Origin of the sequence: Leucobacter coleopterorum, from assembly GCF_011382985.1 — a bacterium.
In the GTDB taxonomy this organism is placed as follows: Bacteria; Actinomycetota; Actinomycetes; order Actinomycetales; family Microbacteriaceae; genus Leucobacter; species Leucobacter coleopterorum.
The window spans coordinates 1024810-1050194 of the sequence record NZ_CP049933.1 but is presented as its reverse complement, the minus strand read 5'-3'; the positions used below and the strand labels follow the sequence as shown (position 1 = coordinate 1050194).

At 60.3% G+C, this 25385-nt stretch carries 34 protein-coding genes and 2 pseudogenes; 7 read left to right on the top strand and 29 right to left on the bottom strand.

Annotated features, from left to right (window positions below; genetic code table 11):
- Nucleotides 1-71: 71 nt before the first annotated feature.
- Together rarD and groES are read right to left on the bottom strand one after the other, a co-directional pair.
- Nucleotides 72-995, bottom strand: a complete 924-nt coding sequence (gene rarD, locus G7066_RS04935) for an EamA family transporter RarD (protein WP_166329496.1) — start codon at nt 993-995, stop codon at nt 72-74.
- An 81-nt stretch (nt 996-1076) separates the two neighbouring features.
- Entirely contained in the window at nt 1077-1373 is a 297-nt protein-coding gene (gene groES, locus G7066_RS04930; RefSeq protein WP_166329494.1) for a co-chaperone GroES, read from the bottom strand.
- Nucleotides 1374-1596: 223 nt separating this feature from the next.
- Between groES and G7066_RS04925 the strand changes: the two genes are divergently transcribed.
- Together G7066_RS04925 and G7066_RS04920 are read left to right on the top strand one after the other, a co-directional pair.
- On the top strand, nt 1597-2013 hold the full coding sequence (locus G7066_RS04925; protein WP_166329492.1) for a DUF4190 domain-containing protein: 417 nt from the start codon (nt 1597-1599) through the stop codon (nt 2011-2013).
- A 13-nt stretch (nt 2014-2026) separates the two neighbouring features.
- Entirely contained in the window at nt 2027-3244 is a 1218-nt protein-coding gene (locus G7066_RS04920) for a class I SAM-dependent methyltransferase (protein ID WP_166329490.1), read from the top strand.
- A 9-nt stretch (nt 3245-3253) separates the two neighbouring features.
- Here G7066_RS04920 and G7066_RS04915 read toward each other — a convergent pair whose 3' ends face one another.
- The 9 genes from G7066_RS04915 to glmS form a co-directional block, all read right to left on the bottom strand.
- On the bottom strand, nt 3254-3586 hold the full coding sequence (locus G7066_RS04915; protein WP_166329488.1) for a hypothetical protein: 333 nt from the start codon (nt 3584-3586) through the stop codon (nt 3254-3256).
- 110 nt (nt 3587-3696) lie between these two features.
- On the bottom strand, nt 3697-4128 hold the full coding sequence (locus tag G7066_RS04910; RefSeq protein WP_166329486.1) for a DUF4190 domain-containing protein: 432 nt from the start codon (nt 4126-4128) through the stop codon (nt 3697-3699).
- Nucleotides 4129-4259: 131 nt separating this feature from the next.
- The gene (gene tsaD / locus G7066_RS04905; RefSeq protein WP_166329484.1) at nt 4260-5342 is read right to left on the bottom strand and encodes a tRNA (adenosine(37)-N6)-threonylcarbamoyltransferase complex transferase subunit TsaD; all 1083 of its coding nucleotides are present in this window, start codon (nt 5340-5342) and stop codon (nt 4260-4262) included.
- Nucleotides 5339-5800 carry a ribosomal protein S18-alanine N-acetyltransferase gene (gene rimI / locus G7066_RS04900; RefSeq protein WP_166329482.1) on the bottom strand — a complete coding sequence of 154 codons (462 nt, stop codon included), beginning with the start codon at nt 5798-5800 and terminating at the stop codon, nt 5339-5341. Before rimI ends, tsaD begins: the two co-directional genes overlap by 4 nt.
- Nucleotides 5797-6432 carry a tRNA (adenosine(37)-N6)-threonylcarbamoyltransferase complex dimerization subunit type 1 TsaB gene (gene tsaB / locus G7066_RS04895; RefSeq protein WP_166328072.1) on the bottom strand — a complete coding sequence of 212 codons (636 nt, stop codon included), beginning with the start codon at nt 6430-6432 and terminating at the stop codon, nt 5797-5799. The genes rimI and tsaB overlap by 4 nt, the downstream gene beginning before the upstream one ends.
- Nucleotides 6433-6546: 114 nt before the next feature.
- Nucleotides 6547-6825, bottom strand: a complete 279-nt coding sequence (tsaE, locus tag G7066_RS15775; RefSeq protein ID WP_244303295.1) for a tRNA (adenosine(37)-N6)-threonylcarbamoyltransferase complex ATPase subunit type 1 TsaE — start codon at nt 6823-6825, stop codon at nt 6547-6549.
- Nucleotides 6826-6925: 100 nt separating this feature from the next.
- Complete coding sequence (alr, locus tag G7066_RS04885; RefSeq protein ID WP_244303294.1) at nt 6926-8062, bottom strand: alanine racemase; 1137 nt, start codon at nt 8060-8062, stop codon at nt 6926-6928.
- Between the two features lie 2 nt (nt 8063-8064).
- Nucleotides 8065-8445 carry a holo-ACP synthase gene (locus G7066_RS04880; RefSeq protein ID WP_166329480.1) on the bottom strand — a complete coding sequence of 127 codons (381 nt, stop codon included), beginning with the start codon at nt 8443-8445 and terminating at the stop codon, nt 8065-8067.
- Between the two features lie 17 nt (nt 8446-8462).
- Nucleotides 8463-10313, bottom strand: a complete 1851-nt coding sequence (glmS, locus tag G7066_RS04875) for a glutamine--fructose-6-phosphate transaminase (isomerizing) (RefSeq protein WP_166329478.1) — start codon at nt 10311-10313, stop codon at nt 8463-8465.
- Nucleotides 10314-10353: 40 nt separating this feature from the next.
- Between glmS and coaA the strand changes: the two genes are divergently transcribed.
- A complete protein-coding gene (gene coaA / locus G7066_RS04870) occupies nt 10354-11325 on the top strand; it encodes a type I pantothenate kinase (RefSeq protein ID WP_205881525.1) in 972 nt (323 codons plus the stop codon).
- A gap of 16 nt (nt 11326-11341) precedes the next feature.
- Here the strand turns inward: coaA and G7066_RS04865 are convergent, their stop codons facing one another.
- The 5 genes and pseudogenes from G7066_RS04865 to truA form a co-directional block, all read right to left on the bottom strand.
- The gene (locus tag G7066_RS04865; RefSeq protein ID WP_166329474.1) at nt 11342-11776 is read right to left on the bottom strand and encodes a DUF3995 domain-containing protein; all 435 of its coding nucleotides are present in this window, start codon (nt 11774-11776) and stop codon (nt 11342-11344) included.
- Nucleotides 11777-11893: 117 nt separating this feature from the next.
- Entirely contained in the window at nt 11894-13243 is a 1350-nt protein-coding gene (glmM, locus tag G7066_RS04860; RefSeq protein ID WP_166329472.1) for a phosphoglucosamine mutase, read from the bottom strand.
- A gap of 20 nt (nt 13244-13263) precedes the next feature.
- Nucleotides 13264-13743 (bottom strand): 30S ribosomal protein S9, encoded by a 480-nt coding sequence (gene rpsI / locus G7066_RS04855; protein ID WP_166329471.1) that lies wholly within the window; start codon nt 13741-13743, stop codon nt 13264-13266.
- Between the two features lie 35 nt (nt 13744-13778).
- A complete protein-coding gene (gene rplM / locus G7066_RS04850; protein ID WP_166329469.1) occupies nt 13779-14225 on the bottom strand; it encodes a 50S ribosomal protein L13 in 447 nt (148 codons plus the stop codon).
- A 135-nt stretch (nt 14226-14360) separates the two neighbouring features.
- Nucleotides 14361-15205, bottom strand: a pseudogene (gene truA, locus G7066_RS04845) (tRNA pseudouridine(38-40) synthase TruA).
- Between the two features lie 124 nt (nt 15206-15329).
- On the opposite strand from truA, the gene G7066_RS16865 reads away from it, so the two are divergent.
- From G7066_RS16865 to G7066_RS04830, 4 genes are read left to right on the top strand one after another with little or no spacing between them, the layout of a single operon-like run.
- Nucleotides 15330-15818 (top strand): acyltransferase family protein, encoded by a 489-nt coding sequence (locus tag G7066_RS16865; protein ID WP_280116238.1) that lies wholly within the window; start codon nt 15330-15332, stop codon nt 15816-15818.
- Nucleotides 15749-16543 (top strand): acyltransferase family protein, encoded by a 795-nt coding sequence (locus G7066_RS04840; protein WP_280116263.1) that lies wholly within the window; start codon nt 15749-15751, stop codon nt 16541-16543. The genes G7066_RS16865 and G7066_RS04840 overlap by 70 nt, the downstream gene beginning before the upstream one ends.
- Nucleotides 16540-17049 carry an SGNH/GDSL hydrolase family protein gene (locus G7066_RS04835; RefSeq protein WP_166329467.1) on the top strand — a complete coding sequence of 170 codons (510 nt, stop codon included), beginning with the start codon at nt 16540-16542 and terminating at the stop codon, nt 17047-17049. Before G7066_RS04840 ends, G7066_RS04835 begins: the two co-directional genes overlap by 4 nt.
- A gap of 32 nt (nt 17050-17081) precedes the next feature.
- Nucleotides 17082-17219, top strand: a complete 138-nt coding sequence (locus G7066_RS04830) for a hypothetical protein (protein ID WP_166329465.1) — start codon at nt 17082-17084, stop codon at nt 17217-17219.
- A 215-nt stretch (nt 17220-17434) separates the two neighbouring features.
- Here G7066_RS04830 and rplQ read toward each other — a convergent pair whose 3' ends face one another.
- The 13 genes and pseudogenes from rplQ to rplR form a co-directional block, all read right to left on the bottom strand.
- The gene (gene rplQ / locus G7066_RS04825) at nt 17435-17977 is read right to left on the bottom strand and encodes a 50S ribosomal protein L17 (RefSeq protein WP_166329463.1); all 543 of its coding nucleotides are present in this window, start codon (nt 17975-17977) and stop codon (nt 17435-17437) included.
- Nucleotides 17978-18022: 45 nt separating this feature from the next.
- Nucleotides 18023-19009, bottom strand: a complete 987-nt coding sequence (locus G7066_RS04820; RefSeq protein ID WP_166329461.1) for a DNA-directed RNA polymerase subunit alpha — start codon at nt 19007-19009, stop codon at nt 18023-18025.
- Nucleotides 19010-19148: 139 nt separating this feature from the next.
- Nucleotides 19149-19547, bottom strand: coding sequence for a 30S ribosomal protein S11 (rpsK, locus tag G7066_RS04815; RefSeq protein WP_053352811.1), 399 nt, complete (start codon nt 19545-19547; stop codon nt 19149-19151).
- Nucleotides 19548-19596: 49 nt separating this feature from the next.
- The gene (gene rpsM / locus G7066_RS04810) at nt 19597-19965 is read right to left on the bottom strand and encodes a 30S ribosomal protein S13 (RefSeq protein ID WP_166292574.1); all 369 of its coding nucleotides are present in this window, start codon (nt 19963-19965) and stop codon (nt 19597-19599) included.
- A 185-nt stretch (nt 19966-20150) separates the two neighbouring features.
- Entirely contained in the window at nt 20151-20264 is a 114-nt protein-coding gene (gene rpmJ / locus G7066_RS04805) for a 50S ribosomal protein L36 (protein ID WP_009199219.1), read from the bottom strand.
- Nucleotides 20265-20333: 69 nt separating this feature from the next.
- The gene (gene infA, locus G7066_RS04800; protein ID WP_166292573.1) at nt 20334-20555 is read right to left on the bottom strand and encodes a translation initiation factor IF-1; all 222 of its coding nucleotides are present in this window, start codon (nt 20553-20555) and stop codon (nt 20334-20336) included.
- Nucleotides 20556-20689: 134 nt separating this feature from the next.
- Complete coding sequence (map, locus tag G7066_RS04795) at nt 20690-21532, bottom strand: type I methionyl aminopeptidase (protein WP_166329459.1); 843 nt, start codon at nt 21530-21532, stop codon at nt 20690-20692.
- A 3-nt stretch (nt 21533-21535) separates the two neighbouring features.
- Nucleotides 21536-22137: pseudogene (locus tag G7066_RS04790) on the bottom strand (adenylate kinase).
- On the bottom strand, nt 22134-23453 hold the full coding sequence (gene secY / locus G7066_RS04785; RefSeq protein ID WP_166329457.1) for a preprotein translocase subunit SecY: 1320 nt from the start codon (nt 23451-23453) through the stop codon (nt 22134-22136). The pseudogene G7066_RS04790 and the gene secY overlap by 4 nt, the downstream one beginning before the upstream one ends.
- 194 nt (nt 23454-23647) lie before the next feature.
- Complete coding sequence (gene rplO, locus G7066_RS04780; RefSeq protein WP_166329455.1) at nt 23648-24109, bottom strand: 50S ribosomal protein L15; 462 nt, start codon at nt 24107-24109, stop codon at nt 23648-23650.
- Nucleotides 24106-24294: a 50S ribosomal protein L30 gene (gene rpmD, locus G7066_RS04775; RefSeq protein WP_166292568.1), complete on the bottom strand. Its 189-nt coding sequence runs from the start codon at nt 24292-24294 to the stop codon at nt 24106-24108. Before rpmD ends, rplO begins: the two co-directional genes overlap by 4 nt.
- Nucleotides 24294-25013, bottom strand: a complete 720-nt coding sequence (gene rpsE / locus G7066_RS04770; RefSeq protein WP_166329453.1) for a 30S ribosomal protein S5 — start codon at nt 25011-25013, stop codon at nt 24294-24296. Before rpsE ends, rpmD begins: the two co-directional genes overlap by 1 nt.
- The gene (rplR, locus tag G7066_RS04765; RefSeq protein ID WP_166292566.1) at nt 25010-25384 is read right to left on the bottom strand and encodes a 50S ribosomal protein L18; all 375 of its coding nucleotides are present in this window, start codon (nt 25382-25384) and stop codon (nt 25010-25012) included. Before rplR ends, rpsE begins: the two co-directional genes overlap by 4 nt.
- Nucleotide 25385 lies beyond the last annotated feature (1 nt).

The window sequence follows — 25385 nt, the reverse complement described above, 5'->3', positions numbered from 1 at the left end:
AGTGGATGAGCGGGTGAAAAGGGGCGCTGGATGCGGCTCCCCTTATAAATCGACCGAAAGGTCTGTGCAGATTAGTCTAAGGGAATTGGCCCGGTTGCAAGCTGTGCCTGTGGCGAACGGCGCAATTGAATAACCATGTCGATAATGAGCACAATCAGCGCGACCCACACGGCGATAAACCCGATCCAGCGCCCAACAGAAACCTCTTCGTGCATCACGACGTAACCGTACAAAAACCCAAGGATCGGTGTGAGAAACTGCAGGAATCCGAGGTACGAAAGCGGTAGCCTGCGTGCGGATTCGCCGAACAGGATCAGCGGAACCGCTGTCATAATCCCACTGCCGAGCACGAGCAGCATGATCCCTGGCCCAAAAGCGTAGGCCGTAAGCCCGGCGGTGGCCGCAACAACTATCATCTGAACGATGCCGACCGGCACGGTGACCAGCGTTTCAACGGTGAGTCCGGTCAGACCATCGGCGTGCTCCCCGACGTGTTTGTGCACGGCACCATACAACCCAAAGGTGAGCGCAACACCAACCGCGATCCAGGGAAACGATCCATAGGCGATTCCTGCAGTTACAACCCCGACAGCTGCAATACCCACCGCAGCCCACTGCAGGCGAGAGAGCCGTTCTTTACGAAAAATAACCCCGATGAGGATCGTGAACAGCGGGTTGATGAAGTAGCCAAGTGAGGTCTCCAGTACGTGACCCGTCATCACACCGATCACAAAGATCTGCCAGTTGGCATAGAGCAAGATGCCTGACAGCGCGAACCAGCCGAGCAGTCTCGGGTTGCGCAGAATCGTTGTGATTTGCGGCCAACGTGTGGTGAAGGTGGCAAGGATCGCGCAGAAGATCAGTGAGGTTCCGACTCGCCAGGGCACCACTTCAAGGGGACTCACCATCGCGATCAATCCGAAGTAGAAGGGAAACGCACCCCAGATCAGGTAGGCCCCGATTCCATAGCCGAGTCCCGCCCGAGTGTGTTTCATCGAGCCAGTCTATCGAGCATTGAGAACACGAGAGGCCCGCCGATCCGGTGATCGGCGGGCCTCTCCAAACCAGTTGAGCGCTTAGCGCGTGACAACCGCGAGAATGTCGCGAGCCGAGAGAACGAGGTAGTCGTCTCCGCTCACTTTCACCTCGGTTCCACCGAACTTCGAGTAGATCACGACGTCACCGACAGCAACGTCGAGGGGGATGCGAGTACCACTATCCGAGACGCGACCGGGGCCGACAGCCACAACCTCGCCCTCCTGGGGCTTCTCCTTGGCGCTGTCAGGGATCACCAGACCGGATGAGGTGGTCTGCTCTGCTTCGACCTGCTTGATAACAATACGATCTTCGAGCGGCTTGATAGCGACCGACACAGTTGACCTCTTTCCAATTGCAAAGTTGATCTCGCGCTCACCCAGTGCGAACGCGCTACAGCAGAGTCTATGACCCCGATTGGCACTCGTGCAAGGGGAGTGCCAACGAGTGGGCATTGGATCGCGGATAGCGAACAAGGTGATATTTCCTGACCACTTGTTTCAAAGCACCAGCCCGTGTCGGTGCCTGCCCTAGAATACGAACACTACCGGAGGAGAGATCATGTCAACACCAAACGTTCCGCAGCAGCCAACAGCACCCCAGCAACCAGGGTACTCTGCGCCGCAGTACACACCCCAAAACCCCGCGCCTCATCAGAGCTACCCGCAGGCACCAGCATCGGCTCAGTTCACACAGCAGGCGCAGTCCGCAGCTTCGAAGACAACAACTCTCGACAAAACAAACACGTTTGCGTTGGTGTCCATCATCCTCGCGTTCATTTCACCGATTGCCGCGATCGTCTTCGGCCACTTGAGCCTGAGCCAGATCAAGCGCACGGGCGATGCGGGCCGCGGTATGGCTCTCACCGGGCTCATCATCGGTTACGTCTACGCCGTATCGATTGTCTTTTTTGTCATCGCCTATGTCGGGCTTATCGTTGCGCTCGTAGGGTCGGCTAGCTACATGAGCCGGTACTAACCGACAGAAAAGCATGACTGAAGAACCTCCGGGGTGGCGAGCTCTTCTCACGCGAGACGGGCTCGACACCCTGCGGTGGATCGCGGGCGAACGCGGCGCAGGCCGAGCAGCCAGCGAGATCAATAGTTCCTTGCGTGCACGCGGTCTGCCCGCAGACCAGGTGGCGGCACTGCTCACGCAGGCACTCCTGCGTGAAAAAGCGCGCACGAAGTTTGGCGACCGAGCTGAACAGTTCTTGTTCACACAAGCCGGGCTCGAACAGGCGACTCGATCTCGAGTCGCGGCATCCCATGCTGAGCGTTTCAGAGCTGCCGGGTGCACAAGGATCGCAGATCTGGGTTGTGGGATCGGCGCGGAATCCCTCGCACTCCTTGAAGCGGGGTTAGACCCGCTCGCTGTAGAACTCAATCCGCTGACCGCAGAGATCGCAAGTCACAATCTGCGCGTTGCAGCTGCGCTGCTCGGTCGCCCCGAGCCCGAGGTCCAAGTGGGTGATGCCGAGCAGATCGGCCCCGAAGATGCGGACGGTGTATTTCTGGATCCCGCGCGGCGCACCGCAGGGCACAGCAACACCCGCCGGGTGTCTTCACCTGACGACTACTCCCCATCGCTCACCTTTGCGTTTCACCTGGCTTCGAGACTGCCCACCGGCATCAAACTCGGGCCAGGCTTCGACCGCGAGCTGATCCCCGATCAGGCTGAAGCGCAGTGGGTCTCCGTCGACGGGCAGGTCGTTGAGATGGGACTCTGGTTTGGCGCTGCGGCCAGACCCGGCGTTCACCGTGCCGCGCTTGTTCTCAACGGCGCCACCGGCAGCGCCGAGCTTACTGCTTCGGAAGACTCAGCAGACGCTGGCCTTCGCGAACTCGGCGAGTACCTCTACGAGCCAGACGGCGCCGTCATTCGAGCACGTCTAATTGGCCGCCTTGCAGCAGACCTGAACGCCGGCATGCTGAGCGATGGCATCGCTTATCTCACCACGGATCAGCTCGTTCCGACACCCTTCGCGCAGGTATTCCGCGTCGTCGAGACACTACCCTCGCGAGAAAAGGTTCTGCGCCGCGCCCTGGGCGACAGAGGCATCGGTTCACTGGAGATCAAAAAGCGTGGCGCAGACGTGGATCCTGCTGCACTCCGAAAACGACTCAAACTGCGTGGGGACAATCACGCGACGCTGTTCCTAACGAGGTCCGCAGGAAAACACGTCGCCCTGCTCGCGGAACGCTGCTAACGACAGTCGCTAGTTTTTCTTCGATTGGTCTTCCAGCTCCTGCAACTGTTGCTGGAAAGCCGGGTCGTTGAGCGCGGAGTTGATAATTGAGAGAAAGTAGGCAAGCGCGATGATCCCGGAGAGCATCGCGAGCAATCCAACGATCATGCCGATGAGTGCCATCCTCTTCGACTGGCCTCGCCTACGAGCGACAATAGCCAGGACCAGAGATACGACTCCTCCGATAATTCCAGCTCCGAGTATCCAGAACGGCCAAGAGAGCAGGACGCTCACAGCGCCAACAATGATCGAAGAAATCGCCAGGCCTTTGGGGTCGGCGGGACGCAACGATTCGGCGTTCATAGATTTCCCACTCTCCAGAGCATAATCTGATGCTTCAAAAGCGTCAGCGAGCCGCCCCAAAGGTTCGACTCGCTGATGCATGACTAGCTCTTCAAGAGCTACTTGTTGGTTTAGTAGTTGATTTCGCTGCAGAGCACTTCCTGGCCGGCAATCATCACCGAAGTTGCGCCGTCGAGGCACTGTTGAGCCGCATCGATACCAGCCGAGGCCAGACCGATGATAATGATGATGCCTAGGATCCAACCGATGGTGGCGAGCGCACCAATGACAATACCGATGACAGCGGGCACATTTTTAGCCCCGGCTTTGCGGGATTGAACGAGCGCTACGATGCTGAGAATCAGACCAATCAGCGGCAAAAGAAAGGCCAAGATCAATCCGACAATACCGAGCGTCTTGCCCGGAACAGCGGCCGGAGCAGCATTGTAGGCGGGAGCCGCAGGCACGCCGGGTGCCGCGGGCGCAGGCTGAGCAGGCTGAGCAGGCTGAGCAGGCTGAGCAGGCTGAGCAGGCTGGCTATTATCGGGCAGGTTTTCAGACATGATGCTCCTCAAGGCATATACGAACGCAAAGGGCGGATCCCCAAATCCACACACTTAAACATATCGTGACAAAAGGACCGAGAGCGAACCGTTGCCCCCGCTTTTCCAGCGACGTACAATCAGCTATTTAATTAGCGCACTTGAATGTTCTGCACCGGCAGAGTTGAGTCGGCACCAAATTCAAGCGAAGACGGAGCATTTCCGGCGGCCACAAGCTGCGCTCCCAGCGAGGCGATCATGGCCCCGTTATCGGTGCACAGTGAGAGCGGGGGCACCCGCAGTTCAACCCCCGCGGCGAGCGCCCGATCCTGGGCCAACTCACGCACTCGCGCGTTCGCGACAACACCGCCTCCGAGCAACAACCGCGGCACTCCAAGGTCTTTGCACGCGCTGAGCGCCTTCGTCAGCAACACATCTGCGACGGCTTCTCGAAAGCTGGCGGCTACGTCAGCAACAGGCACTTCTTCGCCCGTCTCGACATGCTTTTCCATCCACCTGGCGACCGAGGTCTTGAGCCCCGAAAACGAGAAGTCGTAGCGGTGCTTTTCCATGTCTTTAGGTTGCGAGAGACCGCGCGGAAAACGGATCGCGTTCGGATTCCCGCCAGTGGCCACACGATCTATCTGCGGCCCCCCTGGGTAGGGCAGGCCGAGCAGGCGGGCAACCTTGTCGAATGCCTCTCCCGCGGCATCGTCGATGGTTTCACCAAGCATCTCAACGTCGCTGACGAGGTCTCTGACGAGCAACAGTGACGTGTGGCCACCCGACACCAAAAGAGCGACGGTGGGCAGTTCAAGCTCTCCGGCCTCCCCCACGGCACTTCGCAGGTTCTCCCCCTGCAACAGGTCCGCGCCGACGTGCCCTACGAGATGGTTCACCGCATAGAGAGGTTTACCCAGCGAAATCGCCAGAGCCTTCGCCGCGGCGACACCAACCATCAATGCACCAGCGAGTCCGGGGCCGCAGGTCACCGCAATGGCGTCCAGATCGCGAAGGTCAACTCCCGCATCAGCAACCGCTCGCTCAATTGTGGGCGTCATCGCTTCAAGGTGCGCGCGCGCGGCCACCTCGGGCACAACGCCACCGAAGCGTGCGTGCTCGTCCATCGATGACGCGATCGCGTTCGCCAGCAGCGTGCGACCTCGCACAATTCCGACGCCCGTCTCATCGCAGCTAGTTTCGATGCCGAGCACCAGGGGCTCCTGGGAGTTCATGCGCGCTCCTTTGTATCGAGTTTCATCACCACAGCGTCGATGCTGCCCGGCTGGTAGTAGGCGGGCCGAAGTCCGATCCGCTCAAAACCCAGCGATTTGTAAAGATTTTGGGCCACCGGATTGTCGGCCCGCACCTCAAGAAAAACCTCTCGCACTCCTCGATCCACCGCTTCCGCGATAAGGGCGTTCATCAGACGCCGCCCCTCACCGCGGCCTCGCTTTTCGGGAACCGTCGCAATCGTTTGAATATCGCCGTCGGTGCCGATGACCATGAGACCCGCGTACCCTTGAACTTCACCTTGCTCATCGGTCAGCACGATGTAGTGCCTGTGATCCGCGGTCAGTTCATCACGCATCATTTCGCGACTCCAGGCTTCACCAGCAAAGACCAAGCATTCAATCGCCCAGATGCCGTCGAGATCAGCCTCTGTGGCGAGACGCAGGGTGAGCTCGCTCACGTACTCACCCGCTTTGGTGCGCCCGGCTGCTTCACGTCGGGGGCCCTCAGATAGAGCGCCTGGTTGGGCTCGAAACCGTGTCCGGCCGCGAGTCTGCGAGCAGCCAGCTCCACGAGTCGTGTCGCCGGAATTCGCTCGGGCCAAACCTCGTGCGGGACACCAACGTACTCAGCACGCGGCACCAGGTGAGGATCACCGCTGCGCACCGGCACCCCGGCCCAGTCGAGTCCTGAGTACTCGGTCACAAACAGCTCTCGGCGGCGAGCGTCTTGCACAACTCGCACCCCGGCGGCAGCCCCCTGCTCGAGCACCTCGAGCGCAACCGCTTCGTGCCCCTGCAATGGCAGTAGTGGCACGCCTCGTCCCAGCGCGAAGGCATGAGCGGCCGCGATCCCGACCCGTAACCCAGTGAACGGGCCCGGCCCGATTCCCGCGACGACCGTGCTCACCGCATCAGGACCAACGCCAGCATCATTCAACACCTGAGAAATGAGGGAGCCTATGCGTTCCGCGTGACCGAGCGCGTCATCGCTCGACGCTTCGAACACTTGTCCTCCCGCTCCGAAAGCAACGCTCGTGCCGAGTGCGGTGTCGATGGCAAGGATGCCTCGCAGCTCGGCACTCTCGCTCACAGCACTCCCCTGTCCAGCGCTCACCATATCCCAACACGGTCACCTCTCTCGGTTCGACCGGCGCTTCTGACCAGTCAATGTCGTCATCAACGCCGGCTCCGGTGGGGCGCGCAATCACAACCTCGACCCACGAGCCACGCTCCTCAACGAGCCCGGCCCCCACTCCGCAACGACAACGGAGCGCTCAAAATCAATATCGAGATCGTCCAGTTCCTCAATTCCTGCGAGCCGATAGGCGTCAACGTGCACCAGTGGGGCACCACCAACGAGCGAGGGGTGTGTACGGGCGAGCACAAACGTTGGACTCTGCACCGGGCCGCGAACCCCGAGGCCCTCACCAATCCCGCGTGTCAGCGTTGTCTTCCCCGCGCCGAGCGGCCCCGTGAGAATCACAACGTCCCCGCTTGAAGCACTTGACCAAGACGAAGACCAAGCGTGTGCATTTCCTCGGGATCAGCCACCTGGATCTGCTGGCGAAAGTTTGACAGGTCCGTCATGAACGGTCTCCATCAACGGGGCAGCGGTGCACGCGTGTTCCAATCCCTACGATGATTTCGTAGTTGATCGTGCGCATGAGCCCTGCCCAGATCTCGACGGGTGGATTGCCCAGTTCAGGATCACCGAACAACACCACGGGGTCGCCGAGCTGCAAGCGGCCAGCGAGCGGACCAACATCAACAATGAACTGGTCCATGCCGATTCGTCCAACGATAGGCCGGTGTTCCCCCGCAATCGTCACCCATGCGCCGGCGCCATTGAGCGCGCGCGGCATGCCGTCGGCATACCCAATCGGAACAAGAGCAAGTGTCGTCGCGGTTTCACAGATGTGGTTAAAGCCATAAGAAACACCAGTTCCTGCGGGCACCCCTCGCAGCGCAACAATCTCAGAACGCAGTGTCATTGCCGGAACAAGACCGAGCTGAGCCGACGTCGTATCGGCAAACGGGCTCAGGCCAAACGCAGCAACACCAACACGAACTGTGTTGTAGTGCAAGTGCGGCGATCGCAGGGTTGCGGCACTCGCGGCGAGGTGGATCATCTCGGGATCAATACCCGCTGCCCGCAGCAGCTCGACCGCCGCATCAAAACGGGTCGCCTGTGTCCGATCATTCTCTGCACCAGCATTAGCAAGGTGACTAAAAATGCCCCGCACACGCAAGACACCCGCGCTCACCAATTCAGCTGCCCGCCGAAACAGAGGCTGCCACTCCTCGGGAGCGGCACCGTTTCGACTCAGGCCCGTGTCGATCTTAAACTGAACGGTGGCGACTTTTCCCTGGGCAGTGGCCGCGGCGGCAACGGCTTCAAGGTGCCTGGAATGGCTCACACCAATCTCAATATCTGCCGCAACGGCGGCTGCGAAGTCCGTGTGCACACCGTGGAGCCAGCACAGGATCGGCCCGACGATCCCCTGTTCGCGCAGTGACAGAGCCTCTTCGAGATCAGCGGTGGCAATCATCGTAGCGCCGCCCTCAAGCGCGGCACCAGCGGCGATGGCGGCACCGTGACCGTATCCATCGGCCTTTACAACCACAATGACGGATCCACCTGTGATCTCGCGAATGCGCGCAACGTTGTGCCTGATTGCGGGTAGCGAGATCTCAGCGACCCGCATTGCCTCTGCTCCCATGGCTACTCCAATCCGTGTTCTGCATCGAGCGTACCCGTTTCAATCACAACAAAAGCCGTCGCAACTCCGGCATCGTGTGTCATTGAGAGGTGGATCCGATTTGCTCCCCTGTTGGCAAGCTCACGACGTAGCTTTGTGCCTCCGACGAACCCGGGGACACGATCGTTCCCACGCGCCACTGCCATGTCGTGCCAGGTGAGTTCGCCTGATCCACCCAGCGCTTTAATCAGCGCCTCGCGGGCGGCAAACCTGGCTGCAAGCGAGTGCAGGGGTAGATCTCGTTCTTCGGGGGCAAACAGCCTGTCCCGCAAAGCTGGTGTACGCGACAGCTGCCGCTCGAAGCGCGGAATGTCTACCGTGTCGACGCCAATCCCGACGATCACGTTACCGTGTCCTTGCTCTACTCGACCGTCACTGACTTCGCGAGGTTGCGCGGCTGGTCGACGTCGAGGCCCTTCGCCGTCGAAAGTTCAAGCGCGAACCACTGCAGCGGAACAACCTGCAGGATCGGTTCGAACAGCGCGTCGGTGAGCGGCAAGCGGATAACTTCGTCGGCGTACGGCAGCACGGCGGTGTCGCCGACCTCAACGATGGCGATCACGCGAGCACCGCGAGCACGAATCTCCTGGATGTTGGAGACAACCTTGGAGTGCATGAGCGGCGCAGTGCGAGGGCTCGGCACTAGCACAAACACGGGCTGACCGTGGTCGATAAGCGCAATCGGGCCGTGCTTCAGCTCACCGGCAGCAAAGCCCTCAGCGTGAATGTATGCGATCTCTTTGAGCTTGAGTGCTCCCTCGAGCGCGGCCGGGAAGCCAACGTGACGCCCGAGGAACAGCACCGAACGAGTATCGGCCATCCAGTGTGCAAGCTGAGTGATCTCCGCGTGCGTATCAACAGCAACGCGCATTTTCTCGGGAAGCTCTTCGAGCTGCTGAACAGCCTCAGCCAGCGCTTCAGTGCTCAACTCACCGCGCACGCGCCCGAGGTGCAGACCGATCAAGAAGAGCGCCGTGATCTGAGCGGTGAATGCCTTGGTCGAGGCCACAGCCACCTCGGGGCCTGCGTGGGTGTAAACAGCCGCGTCAGACTCGCGCGGAATCGTGGCGCTCTGGGTGTTGCACACCGAAACGGTCGTGACGCCCTGCTCGATGGCGTACTTCACAGCCATGAGGGTGTCCATGGTCTCACCGGACTGACTTACCGAGATCACCATGGTGCGGTCAGTGAGCACCGGGTCGCGGTACCTAAACTCGTGGCTCAGCTGCACATCGACAGGGATCCTTGCCCACTGTTCAATAGCGTACGCGCCGATCTGGCCGGCGTAGGAGGCGGTACCGCAGGCGATGATGATGATGCGGTCGATGTTACGCAGGCGGTCGTCGCCCAGGGCAGTCAGTTCAGGGATCTCAACAGAGCGGCCTGCGGTGCGTCCACGGACCGTGTTTGCGATGGCCTCTGGCTGCTCGTTGATCTCTTTCGCCATGAAGGATGACCAGCCGCCCTTGTCAGCGGCATCAGCGTCCCATTCAACCTCGTACTCAGCGAACTCAATCGGGATGCCGTCAAAATCGGTGATGCGCACCTCATCGGGAGTGATGATCGCGATGTTGTTCTCGTCAACCGCAACCGCGCGTCGGGTCGAAGACACAAACGCAGCGACGTCGGAGCCGAGAAAATTTTCTCCTTCACCCAGCCCAATAACGAGGGGCGAGTGATGCCTCGCCGACACAACCTTGCCGGGCTCATCACGGTGCATGGCAAGCAACGTAAAGGTGCCATGCAAGCGCTTTACGACCGAGCGGAACGCTGGCTCCAGCGATCCCTGCTTCGCAATCTCAAGACCCAGCAGCGCGGCAACGACCTCGGTGTCAGTCTCGCTGAGCAATTCAACACCGTCAGCCTCAACTTCCGCACGAAGCTCAGCAAAGTTCTCGACGATGCCGTTGTGAATCAGCGCAAGCTTGCCGTTATCACCCAGGTGCGGGTGCGCATTCACATCGGTCGGACCGCCGTGTGTTGCCCAACGGGTGTGACCGATTCCCGTTCCCTGGGAAATCACTGGGGATACCTCCAGCAACGCCTCTAAACGAGCCAATTTGCCCGAACGCTTCCGAACGGTCAGCTCCCCCGCTTCATCAACGACAGCGATTCCGGCTGAGTCGTACCCGCGATATTCCAAGCGTCGCAGGCCACTGAGAAGAGCGTCGACCGTATTATTTGGTCCGACATATCCGACGATTCCACACATAGATTCCAGTTTAGTGGCACCATTGTGAACAATGCCGAAGATGATCATTGACCCAGTAACCGGAAGCCACTCTCTCGTGCGCCCGGAACTCACCTCGCCATTTACCGAGATCGGCCGCGAGGAGTGGTCTCGTCTCGCGGGCGAGACGCCCATGCCCCTCACGGAGGCAGAGGTCGACGCGTTCCGAGGCCTCGGCGAGCCGCTCGACCTGCTTGAAGTCTCCGAGGTGTATCGGCCGCTCAGCCGACTCATCAATCAGTACGCCATCGCCGCGGCAAAGATGCACAAGCGCACACGCGGTTTCCTCCAGCGTCCCGAGGAACAGAAGAGCCCATTTGTCATCGGAATCGCGGGTTCCGTAGCGGTCGGCAAGTCAACGGTGGCCAGGATCCTTCGGGACTTGCTGGCCCGCTGGCCCGAGACACCAAACGTGCAACTCATTACAACGGACGGTTTCCTCTACCCCAACGATGAGCTTGCGCGACGCGGGATCACCGCCCGCAAGGGATTCCCCGAGTCGTATGACCGCAGGGCCCTACTCCGTTTTGTTTCGCAGGTGAAGTCCGGACTGCCCGAAGTGCGAGCTCCGCACTACAGCCACCTCATCTACGACATCGTGCCCGGCGAGTGCACCATTGTTAAGCAACCCGACATCCTGATCGTCGAGGGGCTCAACGTTCTGCAGCCCGCTTCAATGCAGCACCCGGTTGCAGTGAGTGATCTCTTCGACTTCTCCGTCTATGTTGATGCGCGCACCGCAGACATTAGGCGCTGGTACCAAAACCGATTCTTGCGCCTGCGAGAGAGCGCCTTCTCAAATCCGGACTCGTATTTCCGCCGCTTCGCGTCACTCGATGATGAGGCAGCAGCGGCGCTCGCCGACGAGTACTGGAACAACATCAACGAGCCAAACCTGGTCGAAAATATCCGGCCAACCCGCGCCCGCGCCACACTCGTGCTGCGCAAGGAGGCTGACCACCGCGTGCAGAAGGTACTGCTGCGTAAGTTGTAACTACTCGTTCGAGTCTTTAGTTTTTGCGGTCACGTGATCCGAGCAGCACCGCGATACCAAGCACTGCGCAGAGCGGACGGTAGTACTGCTGGTCAAACTTCTTAAAGCGCTTCCCGCTGGCGGGGAGCCCGAGTCCGTCCATCAGCAACTCTTCGTTCACAACCGCGCGAGCTAGCAGGCCGAGACCCATCACTCGGCGCAACGCAACAACTGCACGCCCTTCACCGAGTGCCCCACCCGCGATGAGTCCACCACCGATCGCAGCGGCGGCTACCCCGGCCGTTGGGCCAACCCCCGGCATGGCCTTAGCGTTGCCAACAACCGCCTCAGCAAGGCGCTGCGGGCTCTTTGCCGGCCAGGTAGATCCCGAGGCCCAGACGAGATGCAACGCTCCCACAGAGAGAAGCCCGGTAGATCCAACACTGCGCGCGGTGCGCCTTAAGATACCCATGCACCCAACATATCGCTCTTGACAAACCTCGACCAGATGACGAAAGCGCAGTTTTACATGTTTTCTGGAGAAGGAAACATGTAAAACTGCGCTTTCGCGAGAACTCTGAGAACCTCGCTAGACCGCTAGGCGCTCCAACACGATGGCAGCCAGGTCGTCGGCGAGTTCCTGGGCCTGCTGCTCGTGCTCGGCTTCAACCATCACGCGGACCACGGGCTCAGTGCCAGAGGGGCGCAACAGCACACGGCCTTTGCCGCCGAGCACAACCTCTGCCTGGTGAACAGCCTGCTGCAGCACGTCGTCGTTCGCGACGCCAGAGCGATCAACACCCTTCACGTTCACAAGCACCTGCGGGTACACCGTCATGCAGCTCGCAAGCTCGGCAAGCGTCTTGCCGGTGCGCACCATCTCGGCCGCAATATGCAAACCGGTCAGGATCCCATCACCGGTTGTCGCATGTTCGCTCATAATGACGTGCCCCGACTGCTCACCGCCCAGCGAGTAGCCGTTTGCATTGATCGATTCGAGCACGTAGCGATCGCCGACACCGGTCTCAACGACGTCAATGCCGTTATCGGCCATGGCGAGTTTGAGGCCGAGGTTCGACATGACGGTAGCCACGAGTGTGTTCTGCTCGAGTTTGCCACGGCGCGACATCGAGAGGGCCAGAATCGCCATGATCTTGTCACCATCAACCACGTTGCCGTTGGCGTCAACCGCAAGGCAGCGATCAGCGTCGCCGTCGTGAGCGATTCCAAGATCAGCCCCGTTCTTGCGCACGGCCTCGACGAGCGGCCCAAGGTGCGTCGATCCAACACCATCATTGATGTTGAACCCGTCAGGGTCGTTACCGATCACCGTCAGCTTCGCACCAGCGTCAGAGAAGACATCTGGCGAGATACCAGCAGCAGCGCCGTGAGCGCAGTCAAGCACAACGTGCAAACCGTCGAGCTTAACTCCTTCAAGGGTTCCGAGCAGGTGCACGAGATACCGGTCCTCGGCATCAGCGAAACGTTGAATGCGCCCGACCTCACGGCCAGTCACGGCGATCGCGGGGCGCTCCATGGCCGCCTCGATCTGATCTTCGACTTCGTCGGCTAGCTTACGCCCGCCCGCAGCGAAAAACTTGATCCCGTTGTCTGGTGCAGGATTGTGTGAAGCAGACACCATAACGCCGAAATCGGCACCGGTATCGGCAACCAGGTATGCGGCAGCTGGCGTCGGGATGACTCCCGCGTCAAGCACGTCCACCCCGGCAGAGGCGAGTCCAGCGGCAACAGCTGCTGAAATAAACTCACCTGACACTCGCGGATCGCGAGCGACGACGGCGACAGCACGACGGCTCTCGCCCCGGGCTGAACGCCCGAGAACGAGAGCCGCTGCGTCGGCGAGGTTCAGGGCCAGCTCGGCAGTCACATCGACCCCGGCTAGACCTCGAACCCCGTCTGTGCCAAACAGGCGTCCCATAGTGGGTACTCCCGCGCTGCTTAGCGCTTCGAGTACTGTGGAGCCTTGCGGGCCTTCTTAAGACCAGCCTTCTTGCGCTCCTTGATACGAGCGTCGCGGCTCAGGAAGCCGGCCTTCTTCAGCGTCGGGCGGTTGTGCTCGGCGTCGATCTCGTTGAGCGCGCGTGCGATCGCGAGGCGAAGTGCGCCAGCCTGACCCGAGGGGCCACCACCAACGATGCGTGCAATGACGTCGTACGAGCCGGTCAGCTCGAGCACGGTGAAGGGATCCGTGATCAACTGCTGGTGCAGCTTGTTCGGGAAGTACTCGGCGAGCTCGCGACCATTAACGGTCATGGTGCCGTTGCCGGGGATGAGGCGCACGCGGGCAATAGCCTGCTTGCGACGGCCAACAGCTGCACCAGGAACGGTGAGCGCGGGGCGGGGTGCCGTCGCAGTTGCCTGCGAAGCGGGAGTCTCGGTGGTGTAGCTCTCAGTGGCCACAGTCTGCTCTTCAGTCACGTTGAATTCTCTCTCTGAATGTCTCGTCGGCGCGACTACTGCGCGACCTGGCCGAAGGTGTATGGGGTGGGCTGCTGTGCAGCGTGCGGGTGCTCTGCACCGCGGTATACCTTCAGCTTGCGGAACTGATCGGCACCGAGCGAGTTCTTCGGAAGCATGCCGCGGATCGCCTTCTCAACGGCGCGCTCCGGGTTCTTCTCGAGAAGTTCGGTGTAGCTCACCGAGCGCAGGCCACCCGGGTACCCGGAGTGGCGGTAGTCGCGCTTCTGATCTGCCTTGTTGGCGGTCAGAACGACCTTGTCTGCGTTAATAACGATGACGTAGTCACCCATGTCCATGTGAGGAGCAAAGGTGGTCTTGTGCTTGCCGCGGAGCAGAATTGCTGCGTGCGAAGCGAGACGGCCGAGAACCACATCGGTGGCGTCGATAACGAGCCAGTCGTGCTTCTGCTCAGCTGCCTTCGGCGAATATGTGCGAGTCACTGTCGTGCTGCTTTCTGTCGAAATGGAGGTGTTCGTGGATCCCACTCCGTTACCCGGTTTCTTGCGAATGCACGGGAAGGTGGAGGGCTCAACAAATCGGGTACTTACGCACCAAAAAGCAACTCTAGCACAGGATCAGCTGCCACTCGCCAGCGACTCCCTGCGTGCGCGAGTCAGTTCCGCCCGCGCAGCGAGATCCTCGTCAGCCGGGTACGTGATCTCTTCTAGGCTCAGACCCCGCGCAGGCATCACGGTGAACCGACTGGTGCGTTCTCGAGCATCTCGCAGTTGTTGCAGTTCGGCTTCCGCGATCCTGCCAGCTCCAACAGCAACAACCGAGCCAACGAGCGCACGCACCATCGAGTGGCAGAAGGCGTCCGCTTCAATACGAGCGGCGTAAGCCCCGTCTTCGGTAACCCGCCACTCAAAACTCAACAGATCCCGTACTGCAGTCGCCCCCTCGCGGGCCTTACAGAATGTGGTGAAGTCGTTGAGGCCGAGAAGTTCATCAGATGCACGCTGCATAACTTCGAGGTCAAGCTTGCGCGGCACGTCAGCGGTAAAACGGGCGGTAAGCGGATCGCGCTTTGCTCGCTCGTCGCGCAGTCTGTACTCGTAGCGGCGACGCAGCGCGCCAAAGCGAGCGTCGAACTCAGCGGGCACCTCCCGGACGGAGTGCACAGCAATGTCAGGGGCCGAACGCTTCAAGATGCCGTTGAGCTTTCGGGGCTGAGTCGATCCTGAGCCAACTGCTCGTCGGTGACGTCCAGGTGTGCAACCTGCCCGCGGGCGTGCACCCCAGCGTCGGTGCGGCCACCGACCGTGAGTCGCGCCCCCTCGACGCGCAGCAGAAACGCAATCGCCGATTCCAGTTCCCCCTGCACCGTGCGCAGGCCAGGCTGCGTCGCCCACCCAGAAAAGCCGGTGCCGTCGTAAGCGAGATCGATTCTGAGTCGCGCAGGTGGAGTGTCAAAGGTCACCCTTTGATCCTGCCAGATGCATCACCTACTTGCCCACCGGGACCTGACGTACACTAGTGGGGTCACCCTGCAGAACTGGTGCTGTCTAAGAGAAACCTTCCCTGTGCCCTCTCCCTTAACTTCCATGCGCCCCGCGCGCTTCGCTGGGCTCGACGGACTCCGCGCAATCGCGGTTGGGCTAGTACTGGCCTACCACCTCTTTCCAAAGCTACTTCCAGGCGGCTTCCTCGGTGTAGATGTATTCTTTGCAATCAGCGGCTTCCTCATTACTTCTCTTCTGCTTCGAGAGCTTGAGCAGCACGGCAAGATTCGTCTCATCGCGTTCTGGCGCCGCAGAGCACGGCGCCTACTCCCAGCGCTCGCGTTGGTGCTTCTGGCATGCACGACACTTGCACTCTTGGTCGGCGGCGATTTGCTGTTCGGGATCAGCAGTCAGCTTGCGGGAGCCGCACTTTTTGTGAGCAACTGGCTATTCATCGCAAATGGAGCCGACTATTTTGCTCGAGACACCCCGAGCTCTTCCGCAACACTTGGTCACTCTCCATCGAGGAGCAGTTCTACATCCTGTTACCGCTGCTTCTGCTCGCTCTGTGGAAGCTGCGCGGGCGAGTGACGCAGGCGCTGCCCCTTCTCGCGTTGGCTATCACCTCGGCAACCCTGATGGCGACTCTCTCCACCGAGGGTGTGGATCCAACAAGAATCTACTTCGGCTCAGACACCCACACCTTCGGACTCCTGCTCGGTGCGGCAATCGCGTGCCTGCTGCGGCCCGCGGCGACAAAACTCGGCGATATCGCGCCGAGTCGCCCAGGGCCGCTGGGACAATCGATTGCCGCAGCTGTCGCGCTTGCCGGGTTCGCCACTCTCGCTTGGCTTTCACTGACCCTGGTGGAGGGCAGCCCCGCGAGCTTTCAGGGAGGGTTCCAGCTCGCAACGATTGCGTCTCTCGCGGTCATCGTGGCGGTTACTCGCCCCGGCGTCTGGGTGGGCCGGGCACTCGACGCGCAGCCACTGCGCTGGATCGGTGAGCGCTCTTACGGCATCTACCTCTGGCACTGGCCACTACTGCTAATCATTGCAGGTGCGGGCGCCCCCTGGAGCGACACCCCCGCAGAGATCTGGGTCGTGGGAGGATTCACCCTCCTTGCAACGTTCGGGATCGCGGCACTCTCCTACCGTTTCGTCGAGCAGCCTGTCAGGCGGCTCGGGATCCGCGCCTCCGTTCGCGGCTTCCTCGGCGCGTTCCGCCGCGTGGGTTCCTCAAAGCCGACACGAGAGGGGGCCTCTCTCGCGGACGCCAGCTCTGGTTGTTTGCCCTCACCGCGGCACTTGTCGTGACCGTTCCCGCGACCGCGTACGCGGTTGCGACCGCTCCCCAGCAGAGCTCCGCAGCCTCGGCGATCGCGCGCGGACAGGCGGCGCACGAAAAACAACAGCGCGACGGCGGTAACAAGCCGGACCCACATTCGCAGGGCGACAAGACCACTGAAATCCCAACAGCGTTCGAGGGCCAAGATATTAGCGCGGTCGGAGACTCCGTTATGCTCGCGAGTCTGCCGGAACTCTCAAGCGGGCTCCCCGGTATTGAGATCGACGCCGCGGTCTCCCGCGGACTTGAGGCCGGTATCGACGTTGTGTCAGATCTTGTGTCCCAAGGCGCTCTCAGGGACGTCGTTGTGGTTGGACTCGGAACAAACGGCCCCATCAACACAGAAGAGCTAGAGGTTCTTCGTGACGTGGTAGGGCCCCGCCCGCTCGTGCTCGTCAACGCGCACGGCGAGCGCGACTGGATCCCCGGGTCAATGAGACGCTCGCGGAGTACGCCGGCACACACCGCGGCGTAGTCGTTGCCGACTGGAACAGCGCCATCACGGGGGTGGCCGATGCACTCGCCGATGACGGTATTCACCCGAACCCGAGCGGTGGCGACATCTACGTCGGTTCGGTACAAAAGGCACTGCAGTCCCTACAGTCGCCAGACGAGGCACTCGGCTTCACGCTGCCTCGCCGCTAGACAGCTTCCCAACTCAGATTGGGTCTTAGGGTGAGTGCGCCCTGCCAAGAGGGCACCGATCGCCCGTAGAACACCGGAATCGTCAGGCGGGTTCAGGTGTTCTTGGCGTAATCGGTGCCCTGAGGAACGATCGGATGCACGATTTATCCTGCCACTTACAAAAGAACGCCCCACCGGTCGAAACCGGCGGGGCGTTCTTTACAAGCGAAGTCAGACTACTCCGATTTCTCCTCGGCAGGAGCCTCGGTTGCCTCAGCGGCCTCTGCTTCAGCAGCCTCAGGCGCCTCGGTAGTCTCCTCAGCAACCTCTTCGGTTGCGGGCTCCTCGACGGGAGCGGGCGCTTCCTTCGCAGCAGCCTTCTTTGCGGGCTTTTCAGCCTTAGCCTTGGCCTTCGGTGCGACGGGCTCAAGAACGAGCTCGATCACTGCAAGAGGAGCGTTGTCGCCCTTGCGGTAACCGGTCTTGATGATGCGGGTGTAGCCACCCTCACGATTCTCAACCAGTGGTGCAATCTCGGTGAAGAGCTCGTGAACGACATCCTTCGACAGGATCTGACGCATTACGCGACGGCGTGCGTGCAGGTCACCGCGCTTTGCAAAGGTGACGAGTCGTTCTGCCACGGGCTGCAGGCGCTTAGCCTTGGTTTCCGTGGTCTGAATGCGCTTGTGCTCAAACAGCTGTGAAGCCATCTGGTTCAGCATGAGACGCTCGTGTGCGGGGCCGCCTCCGAGGCGGGGGCCCTTGTTGGGCTTGGGCATTGTTTACTCCGTTAAGTGTTCGATCAGGCGAAGAACGCGGGATCGTTAGTTGTTGTCGTCTTCGTAGCTGTAGAACTGTGCACCGTCAAAGCCGGGCACGGCATCCTTCAGCGACAGTCCCATTTCGGTGAGCTTGTCGCGCACCTCGAAGACTGACTTCTGCCCGAAGTTGCGGATGTTCATGAGCTGAGCCTCGGAGAGCGCAACAAGCTCGCTCACCGTGTTGATGCCCTCACGCTTCAGGCAGTTGTAGCTCCGAACCGAAAGGTCGAGATCTTCGATCGGGATCGACAGCTCGCCCTCGGCAACCACCTCGACCGGCGCGGGGCCGATCTCGACGCCCTCGGCAGCAACATTCAGCTCGCGAGCGAGACCGAAGAGCTCTACCAGGGTGGATCCAGCCGACGCGATTGCATCGCGGGGGCTAATAGCGGGCTTCGTCTCGACGTCAACGACGAGACGATCGAAGTCGGTGCGCTCACCGGCACGCGTGGCCTCCACGCGGTAGGTGACCTTCAGAACCGGTGAGTAGATCGAGTCAACCGGAATGCGGCCAACCTCAGCATCTTCGTTGCGGTTCTGGGTTGCCGACACGTAACCACGGCCACGCTCGATGGTCAGCTCGAGCTCGAACTGAGCGGAATCGCTGAGAGTTGCGATAACGAGCTCGGGGTTGTGCACCTCAACACCGGCCGGAGCCGAAATGTCAGCGGCGGTCACTTCGCCGGCACCGGTCTTACGCAGGTAAGCGGTAATCGGCTCATCGTGCTCGCTGGAAACAACGAGCGCCTTGATGTTGAGGATGATCTCGGTGACGTCTTCGGTCACACCGGGGATCGTCGTGAACTCGTGTGCAACACCCTCGAAACGAACGCTGGTAACAGCGGCGCCCGGAATCGAGGAGAGCAGGGTGCGACGCAGCGAGTTTCCGAGCGTGTAGCCGAAGCCAGGCTCGAGGGGCTCGATGGCGAAACGCGAACGGTACTCGGAGATTGACTCTTCAGTCAGAGTGGGTCGCTGTGCAATCAGCAATGTATGTGGTCCTTTCGCTGGAGTCCGCTATATGACTCATGCGGGTTCGGGATGACGGGTGGGTATGACCCAAATTGTTGGAAGGACGTCGCCTTGAAAGGCGACAGTCGCGCCGACCGCAGTCGGCGCGACCTTAAACTCAGACCCGGCGGCGCTTCGGCGGGCGGCAGCCGTTGTGCGTCTGCGGGGTAACGTCGTTGATCGAGCCAACCTCAAGGCCTGCGGCCTGCAGCGAGCGGATCGCGGTCTCGCGTCCGGATCCGGGGCCCTTCACGAAGACGTCAACCTTCTTCATGCCGTGTTCCTGCGCCTTGCGAGCAGCGGACTCCGCAGCAAGCTGTGCTGCGAACGGGGTCGACTTACGCGATCCCTTGAAACCGACGCCACCCGAGGAGGCCCAGCTGATCACAGCACCCGTGGTGTCAGTGATCGAAACGATGGTGTTGTTGAACGTTGACTTGATGTGAGCCTGGCCCACTGCAACGTTCTTCTTATCCTTGCGACGCGGCTTGCGTGCCGCAGTCTTTGGTGCAGCCATTTAGTGTTCTCCTGAAAAGCTCTGTGTGATGGTCGCTGTGAACCGGTGATTACTTCTTCTTGCCGGCGACGGTGCGCTTCGGCCCCTTGCGGGTACGAGCGTTCGTCTTGGTGCGCTGACCATGCACGGGCAGGCCCTTGCGGTGGCGAATGCCCTGGTAGCTGCCGATTTCAACCTTGCGGCGAATATCAGCTGCGACCTCACGGCGGAGATCACCCTCGACCTTGAAGTTGCCCTCAATGTAGTCGCGGAGCTGCACAAGCTGCTCATCGCTGAGATCTTTTACGCGGACGTTGCCATCGATGCCGGTGTCGGCGAGAGTCTTCAGCGCGCTTGTGCGTCCGACTCCGTAGATGTAGGTGAGTGCAATCTCAACGCGCTTGTCGCGTGGGATGTCTACTCCTGCGAGACGTGCCATTCTGGCTCTCCTTGCGGATTATGGAGGTGTGGAACGCACTGGGGGTTCGGGCCTCCACCCGAGGTGTCCCCGCAAGCTGGTGTTGCGGGTTCTTCAATGCGCTTATTTCAAGTTCCCGGTTTCCATGGTGGATCGCGGGGGTTATTCAGTTGTGGTGTTCTGCTGGCCAAAGCCGCGAAAGGGGTTTAGCCCTGGCGCTGCTTGTGGCGCGGGTTCTCGCAGATCACCATGACGCGGCCGTGGCGGCGGATGACCTTGCACTTATCGCAGATCTTCTTAACGCTGGGCTTTACCTTCATGATGCTTTCCTTTTATGGTTCGCTGTCCTCGTACTCGCGGGATGCCACGAGTCGTTACTTTCCAGCTACCTACTTGTAGCGGTAAACGATACGGCCGCGGGTCAGATCGTAAGGAGTCAGCTCAACAATCACGCGGTCTCCGGGGAGGATGCGGATGTAGTGCTGACGCATCTTGCCTGAAATATGGGCAAGGACCTTGTGTCCATTGGTCAACTCGACTCGAAACATTGCGTTTGGAAGAGCCTCAACGACTGAACCTTCGATCTCGATGACGCCGTCTTTTTTCGCCATAGCCTCACTAATCGCTCAAGTAGGTGTACTGGTCATGCGAATGCTTTGCCACCGATTTCGAAGACACGAAAACAGGCGCAAAGCACCAAAGGTCAACCCTACTCCCCCGGATGAGGTTTGTAAAGTCAGAGGGGCTAGCGAATTGGAACAGGGGTCACGCCAAGTGGCTCAAGACCAGAGGCACCACCGTCTTCGGCGGTCAGCACCCAAATACCGTCAGCATGAACAGCAACCGAGTGCTCCCACTGGGCGCTCATCGAGCCGTCAGCAATAGTGACGGTCCAATCATCATCCTCAATTATGGTGTCGATGCCACCCGCCGAGATGATTGGTTCGATAGCAACAACGAGTCCTGGCTTGACCTCCGGGCCCCGGCGGTCAACGGGCACGTTAAATACCGGCGGATCTTCGTGCATGGATCGGCCGATCCCGTGGCCGATGTAATCCTCAAGAACACCAAAGTCGCTGTTAGCGCGAACGTACTTCGAGACAGCCTCGCCGACCTCATTCAGATGCTTCGCCGTTGCAAGGCGGGCAATCCCCCGCCACATCGCCTGCTCAGTTACAGCGCTCAACTTTTCATTGGCCGCAGTGAGATCAGGCCGCGCGGGATCGGGCAGAACAGCTGTGAACGCTGCATCACCGTGCCAACCGCCAACAACCGCTCCAGCATCAAGTGCGATGACGTCTCCGGCCTCGAGCAGGCGATCAGTAGGGATCGCATGCACCACATGCTCGTTGACGTTCGCGCAGATCGTGTGACGATACCCAGGCTCGAGCATAAAATTGGGTGCGCCCCCGCGCGCGCGAATTGCTTCCTCAGCAAGCGCATCAAGCTCCAGCGTGGTGACCCCAGGCCGAACAGCAGCACGCATAGCTGCGAGGGCAGCAGCCGTCGCCAGCCCAGGCTCAACCATCAATCGAAGTTGAGCAGGCGACTTATAGATAGAACGGCGCAGCAGGCCCCTACGAGCCACTGCTTAGCGACCTAGAACAGCGTCGCGACCGAGCTGGGCATCAAGTCCGGAGGCGATGCGATCCGCAACCTCTTCAACACTGCCAAGACCGTCAACGGACACCAAGATGCCTCGCGCGGAGAACAATTCAATAAGCGGTGCGGTCTGTTCGGCGTAGACGTTCTGACGGTGACGGATGACGTCTTCCGTGTCATCAGCGCGCCCCTCAAGCTCTGCGCGTTTCAGAAGTCGAGCGACCACTTCGTCAGCGTCAGCCTCGAGAAGAATCACGGCGTCGAGCGCTGCGTTCCTTGGAGCAAGCATCGCGTCGAGCGCGTGCACCTGATCTACGGTACGCGGGTAGCCATCGAGCAAAAACCCGTCCTCAGCATCACTCTGAGCAATACGATCGGCAACGATTTCGTTGGTCAGTGAGTCAGGAACGAGCTCGCCCCGCTCAATAATCTGCTGAACCTTTACACCGAGCTCGGTGCCCCCTTGATGTTCGCGCGGAAGATGTCTCCCGTCGAGATAGCCGGAACACTGTAACGCTCAGCAATCTTCGAGGCCTGGGTACCTTTGCCCGCTCCGGGTGGGCCAATAATGAGCAGTCGTGCACTTGTCACTTGAGCAGCCCTTCGTAGTGGCGCTGCTGCAGCTGCGCGTCGATCTGCTTCACCGTTTCGAGGCCTACACCGACGATGATGAGAATCGAGGCGCCGCCGAACGGGAAGTTTTGGTTGGCCTCGAAGAACGCGAGCGCGATCAGCGGGAGGAGTGCGATGACACCGAGGTAGAGCGATCCAGCACTCGTGATGCGGGTCAGTACGTAGTTGAGGTATTCCGCCGTGGGGCGACCCGCACGAATGCCGGGAACGAAGCCACCGTACTGCTTCATGTTGTCTGCAACTTCTTCAGGGTTGAAAGTGATCTGCACATAGAAGAAAGTAAAGCCGATCACCAGCAAGAAGAAGACGAGCATGTAGAGCGGCTTATCGCCAGTAACGAGGTTGTTCTGCACCCAGACAACCCATTCCTTGGGCTCTTCACCGATCTTCGGCTGGTTGAACTGCGCGATAAGCATCGGGAGGTAGAGAATTGCTGAGGCAAAGATTACCGGGATCACACCCGCCATATTGACCTTGATCGGGATATAGGTGCTGCTACCGCCATAGGTGCGGCGCCCGACAACTCGCTTGGCATACTGCACGGGAATGCGGCGTTGGGATTGCTCCACGTACACAACAGCCGCAATGATCAAAAGACCCAGCGCAAGCACAAGAACGAAGGTCTCCCAACCACGTGCCTCCTGGATAGCCCAGAGAGCACCGGGGAAAGTAGCTGAGATCGAGGTGAAGATGAGCAGCGACATACCGTTGCCGATACCGCGCTCGGTAATAAGTTCACCAAACCACATGATGAGGCCAGTACCTGCGGTCATCGTAAGAATCATGATGAGAATCGCCCACCACTCCTGCGACACAAGGTTCTGACACGCCTCGTTGGAAGCGGCCCCAAACAGTTGTCCCGAGCGGGCGACCGTTATGAGGGTAGTTGACTGAAGAACAGCAAGTGCGATGGTGAGGTAACGCGTGTATTGCGTCAGCTTCGCCTGGCCCGCCTGGCCTTCCTTGTGCAGCGTCTCAAAGTGAGGGATCACCACGCGCAGTAGCTGGGTAATAATCGACGCGGTGATGTAGGGCATGATGCCGAGCGCGAAGATTGACAGCTGCAGCAACGCACCACCGCTGAAGAGGTTGATCATGTCATAGAGACCGTTAGTACCCTGGTTCGCCGCAAGACAGGCTTGCACATTGTTGAAGTCAACAAAGGGCGCGGGGATAAAAGACCCGAGCCGGAACAGGGACACGATCGCAAGCGTGAAGAGAATCTTCCGCCGCAGATCTGGGGTCCTGAAGATCCGTCCGATGGCGCTGAACAAAATCTGCCTCCTGGAAACGTCGCATATGGCCACCGCCTCGAGACGAGAACCAATTCCCTAGCCTACACGTTAGATAGGGATACGAAAACAATGACTACACTTTGCGCGCAGTCTGAAAACTAAAAACGGGGGTGGGTGGGCCAGCAAATCCGCCGACTCACACACCCCCGCACCTCAAGCGACGCTTGAGGGTACTACTTAATTTCGCCGCCGGCTGCAACGATCTTCTGCTCGGCAGAGCTGGAGACCTTGTCAACCTGAACGGTGAGCTTGACCTGGATGTCGCCGTCTCCCAGCACCTTAACGGGCTGGTTCTTGCGCACGGCACCCTTTGATACGAGATCCTCGACGGTCACATCGCCACCCTTGGGGTAAAGCTCCGCGAGCTTCGCCACGTTGACGACCTGGTACTCGGTGCGGAACGGGTTCTTGAACCCGCGCAGCTTCGGAGTGCGCATGTGCAATGGCATCTGCCCACCCTCGAAACCAGCTTTTACCTGGTAACGAGCCTTGGTGCCTTTGGTGCCACGACCAGCGGTTTTACCCTTGGATGCTTCACCACGCCCCACGCGGGTCTTGGCCTTCTTTGACCCGGGAGCTGGGCGCAAGTGGTGCGCCTTGAGCACCTGCTCGCGCTCCTCATTCTTCTCGCTCATGCGTCGATCTCCTCAACCTGTACAAGGTGAGCGACAGCGCGCACATAGCCGCGGTTAGCCTTGGTGTCTTCGCGAACGACCGACTGGCCGATCTTGCGGAGACCGAGGCTACGCAGCGTATCGCGCTGGTTCTGCTTCTCACTGATAACGGACTTCGTCTGCGTAATCTTCAAGCTCTTAGCCATTACGCACCTGCCTTTGCCTTCGCAGCGTCGGCCGCAGCCTTCGCCTCAGCGCGCACGAGGCGAGCCGGAGCAACGCGATCGAACGGCAGACCACGGCGAGCTGCGACGGAGCGGGGCTCCTCGAGCTGCTGCAGCGCTTCGACGGTCGCGTGCACGATGTTCAGAGTGTTCGAAGAACCGAGCGACTTGCTCAGCACGTCGTGGATGCCAGCGCACTCGAGTACGGCGCGGACGGGGCCACCAGCGATAACACCGGTACCGGCAGCTGCGGGGCGGAGCAGAACAACGCCTGCTGCTGCCTCGCCCTGCACGGGGTGCGGGATCGTGTTGCCGACGCGGGGTACGCGGAAGAAGTTCTTCTTCGCCTCTTCGACCCCCTTAGCGATAGCGAGAGGAACTTCCTTCGCCTTGCCGTAGCCGACACCAACGGTGCCATTACCGTCGCCCACCACTACAAGTGCGGTGAAGCTAAAGCGGCGGCCGCCCTTGACAACCTTAGAAACGCGGTTGATGGTGACGACACGCTCGAGAAACTGGCTCTCGCTGCGGTCACGGCCACCACGCTCGTTACGCGTGCCGCGGTCACGGCTACCGCGACGCTGCTCACGAGGTTCGTTGCGGTGATCCTGAGCGGGTGCCGAAGCTTCGGCGGCCTCAGTGGCCGGAGCCTCGGCCTTCGCCTCTGCGTTCACTTCCTGCTCCTTCGTTTCGTTGCTCACAGGGTCAGACCCCCTTCGCGAGCGCCCTCGGCGATCGCAGCGACTCGACCTGCGTACTTGCTACCGCCACGGTCAAAGACCACGGCATCAATGCCAGCACTCTTAGCGCGCTCGGCGACAATCTCGCCAACCTTGCGTGCCTTTGCCGTCTTGTCACCCTCAAAGGAGCGCAGATCGGCTTCCATGGTCGAAGCAGATGCCAAAGTGAAACCCTTGGAATCGTCAATGACCTGAACGAAGATGTGACGCGCGGAGCGTGTCACGGCGAGACGGGGACGAACCTCCGTGCCGACGATCTTCTTGCGGAGACGGGCGTGGCGGCGAACACGCGCAGCCGAACGTCCCTTAGCTCGAGAAATTGAAGCGGCCATG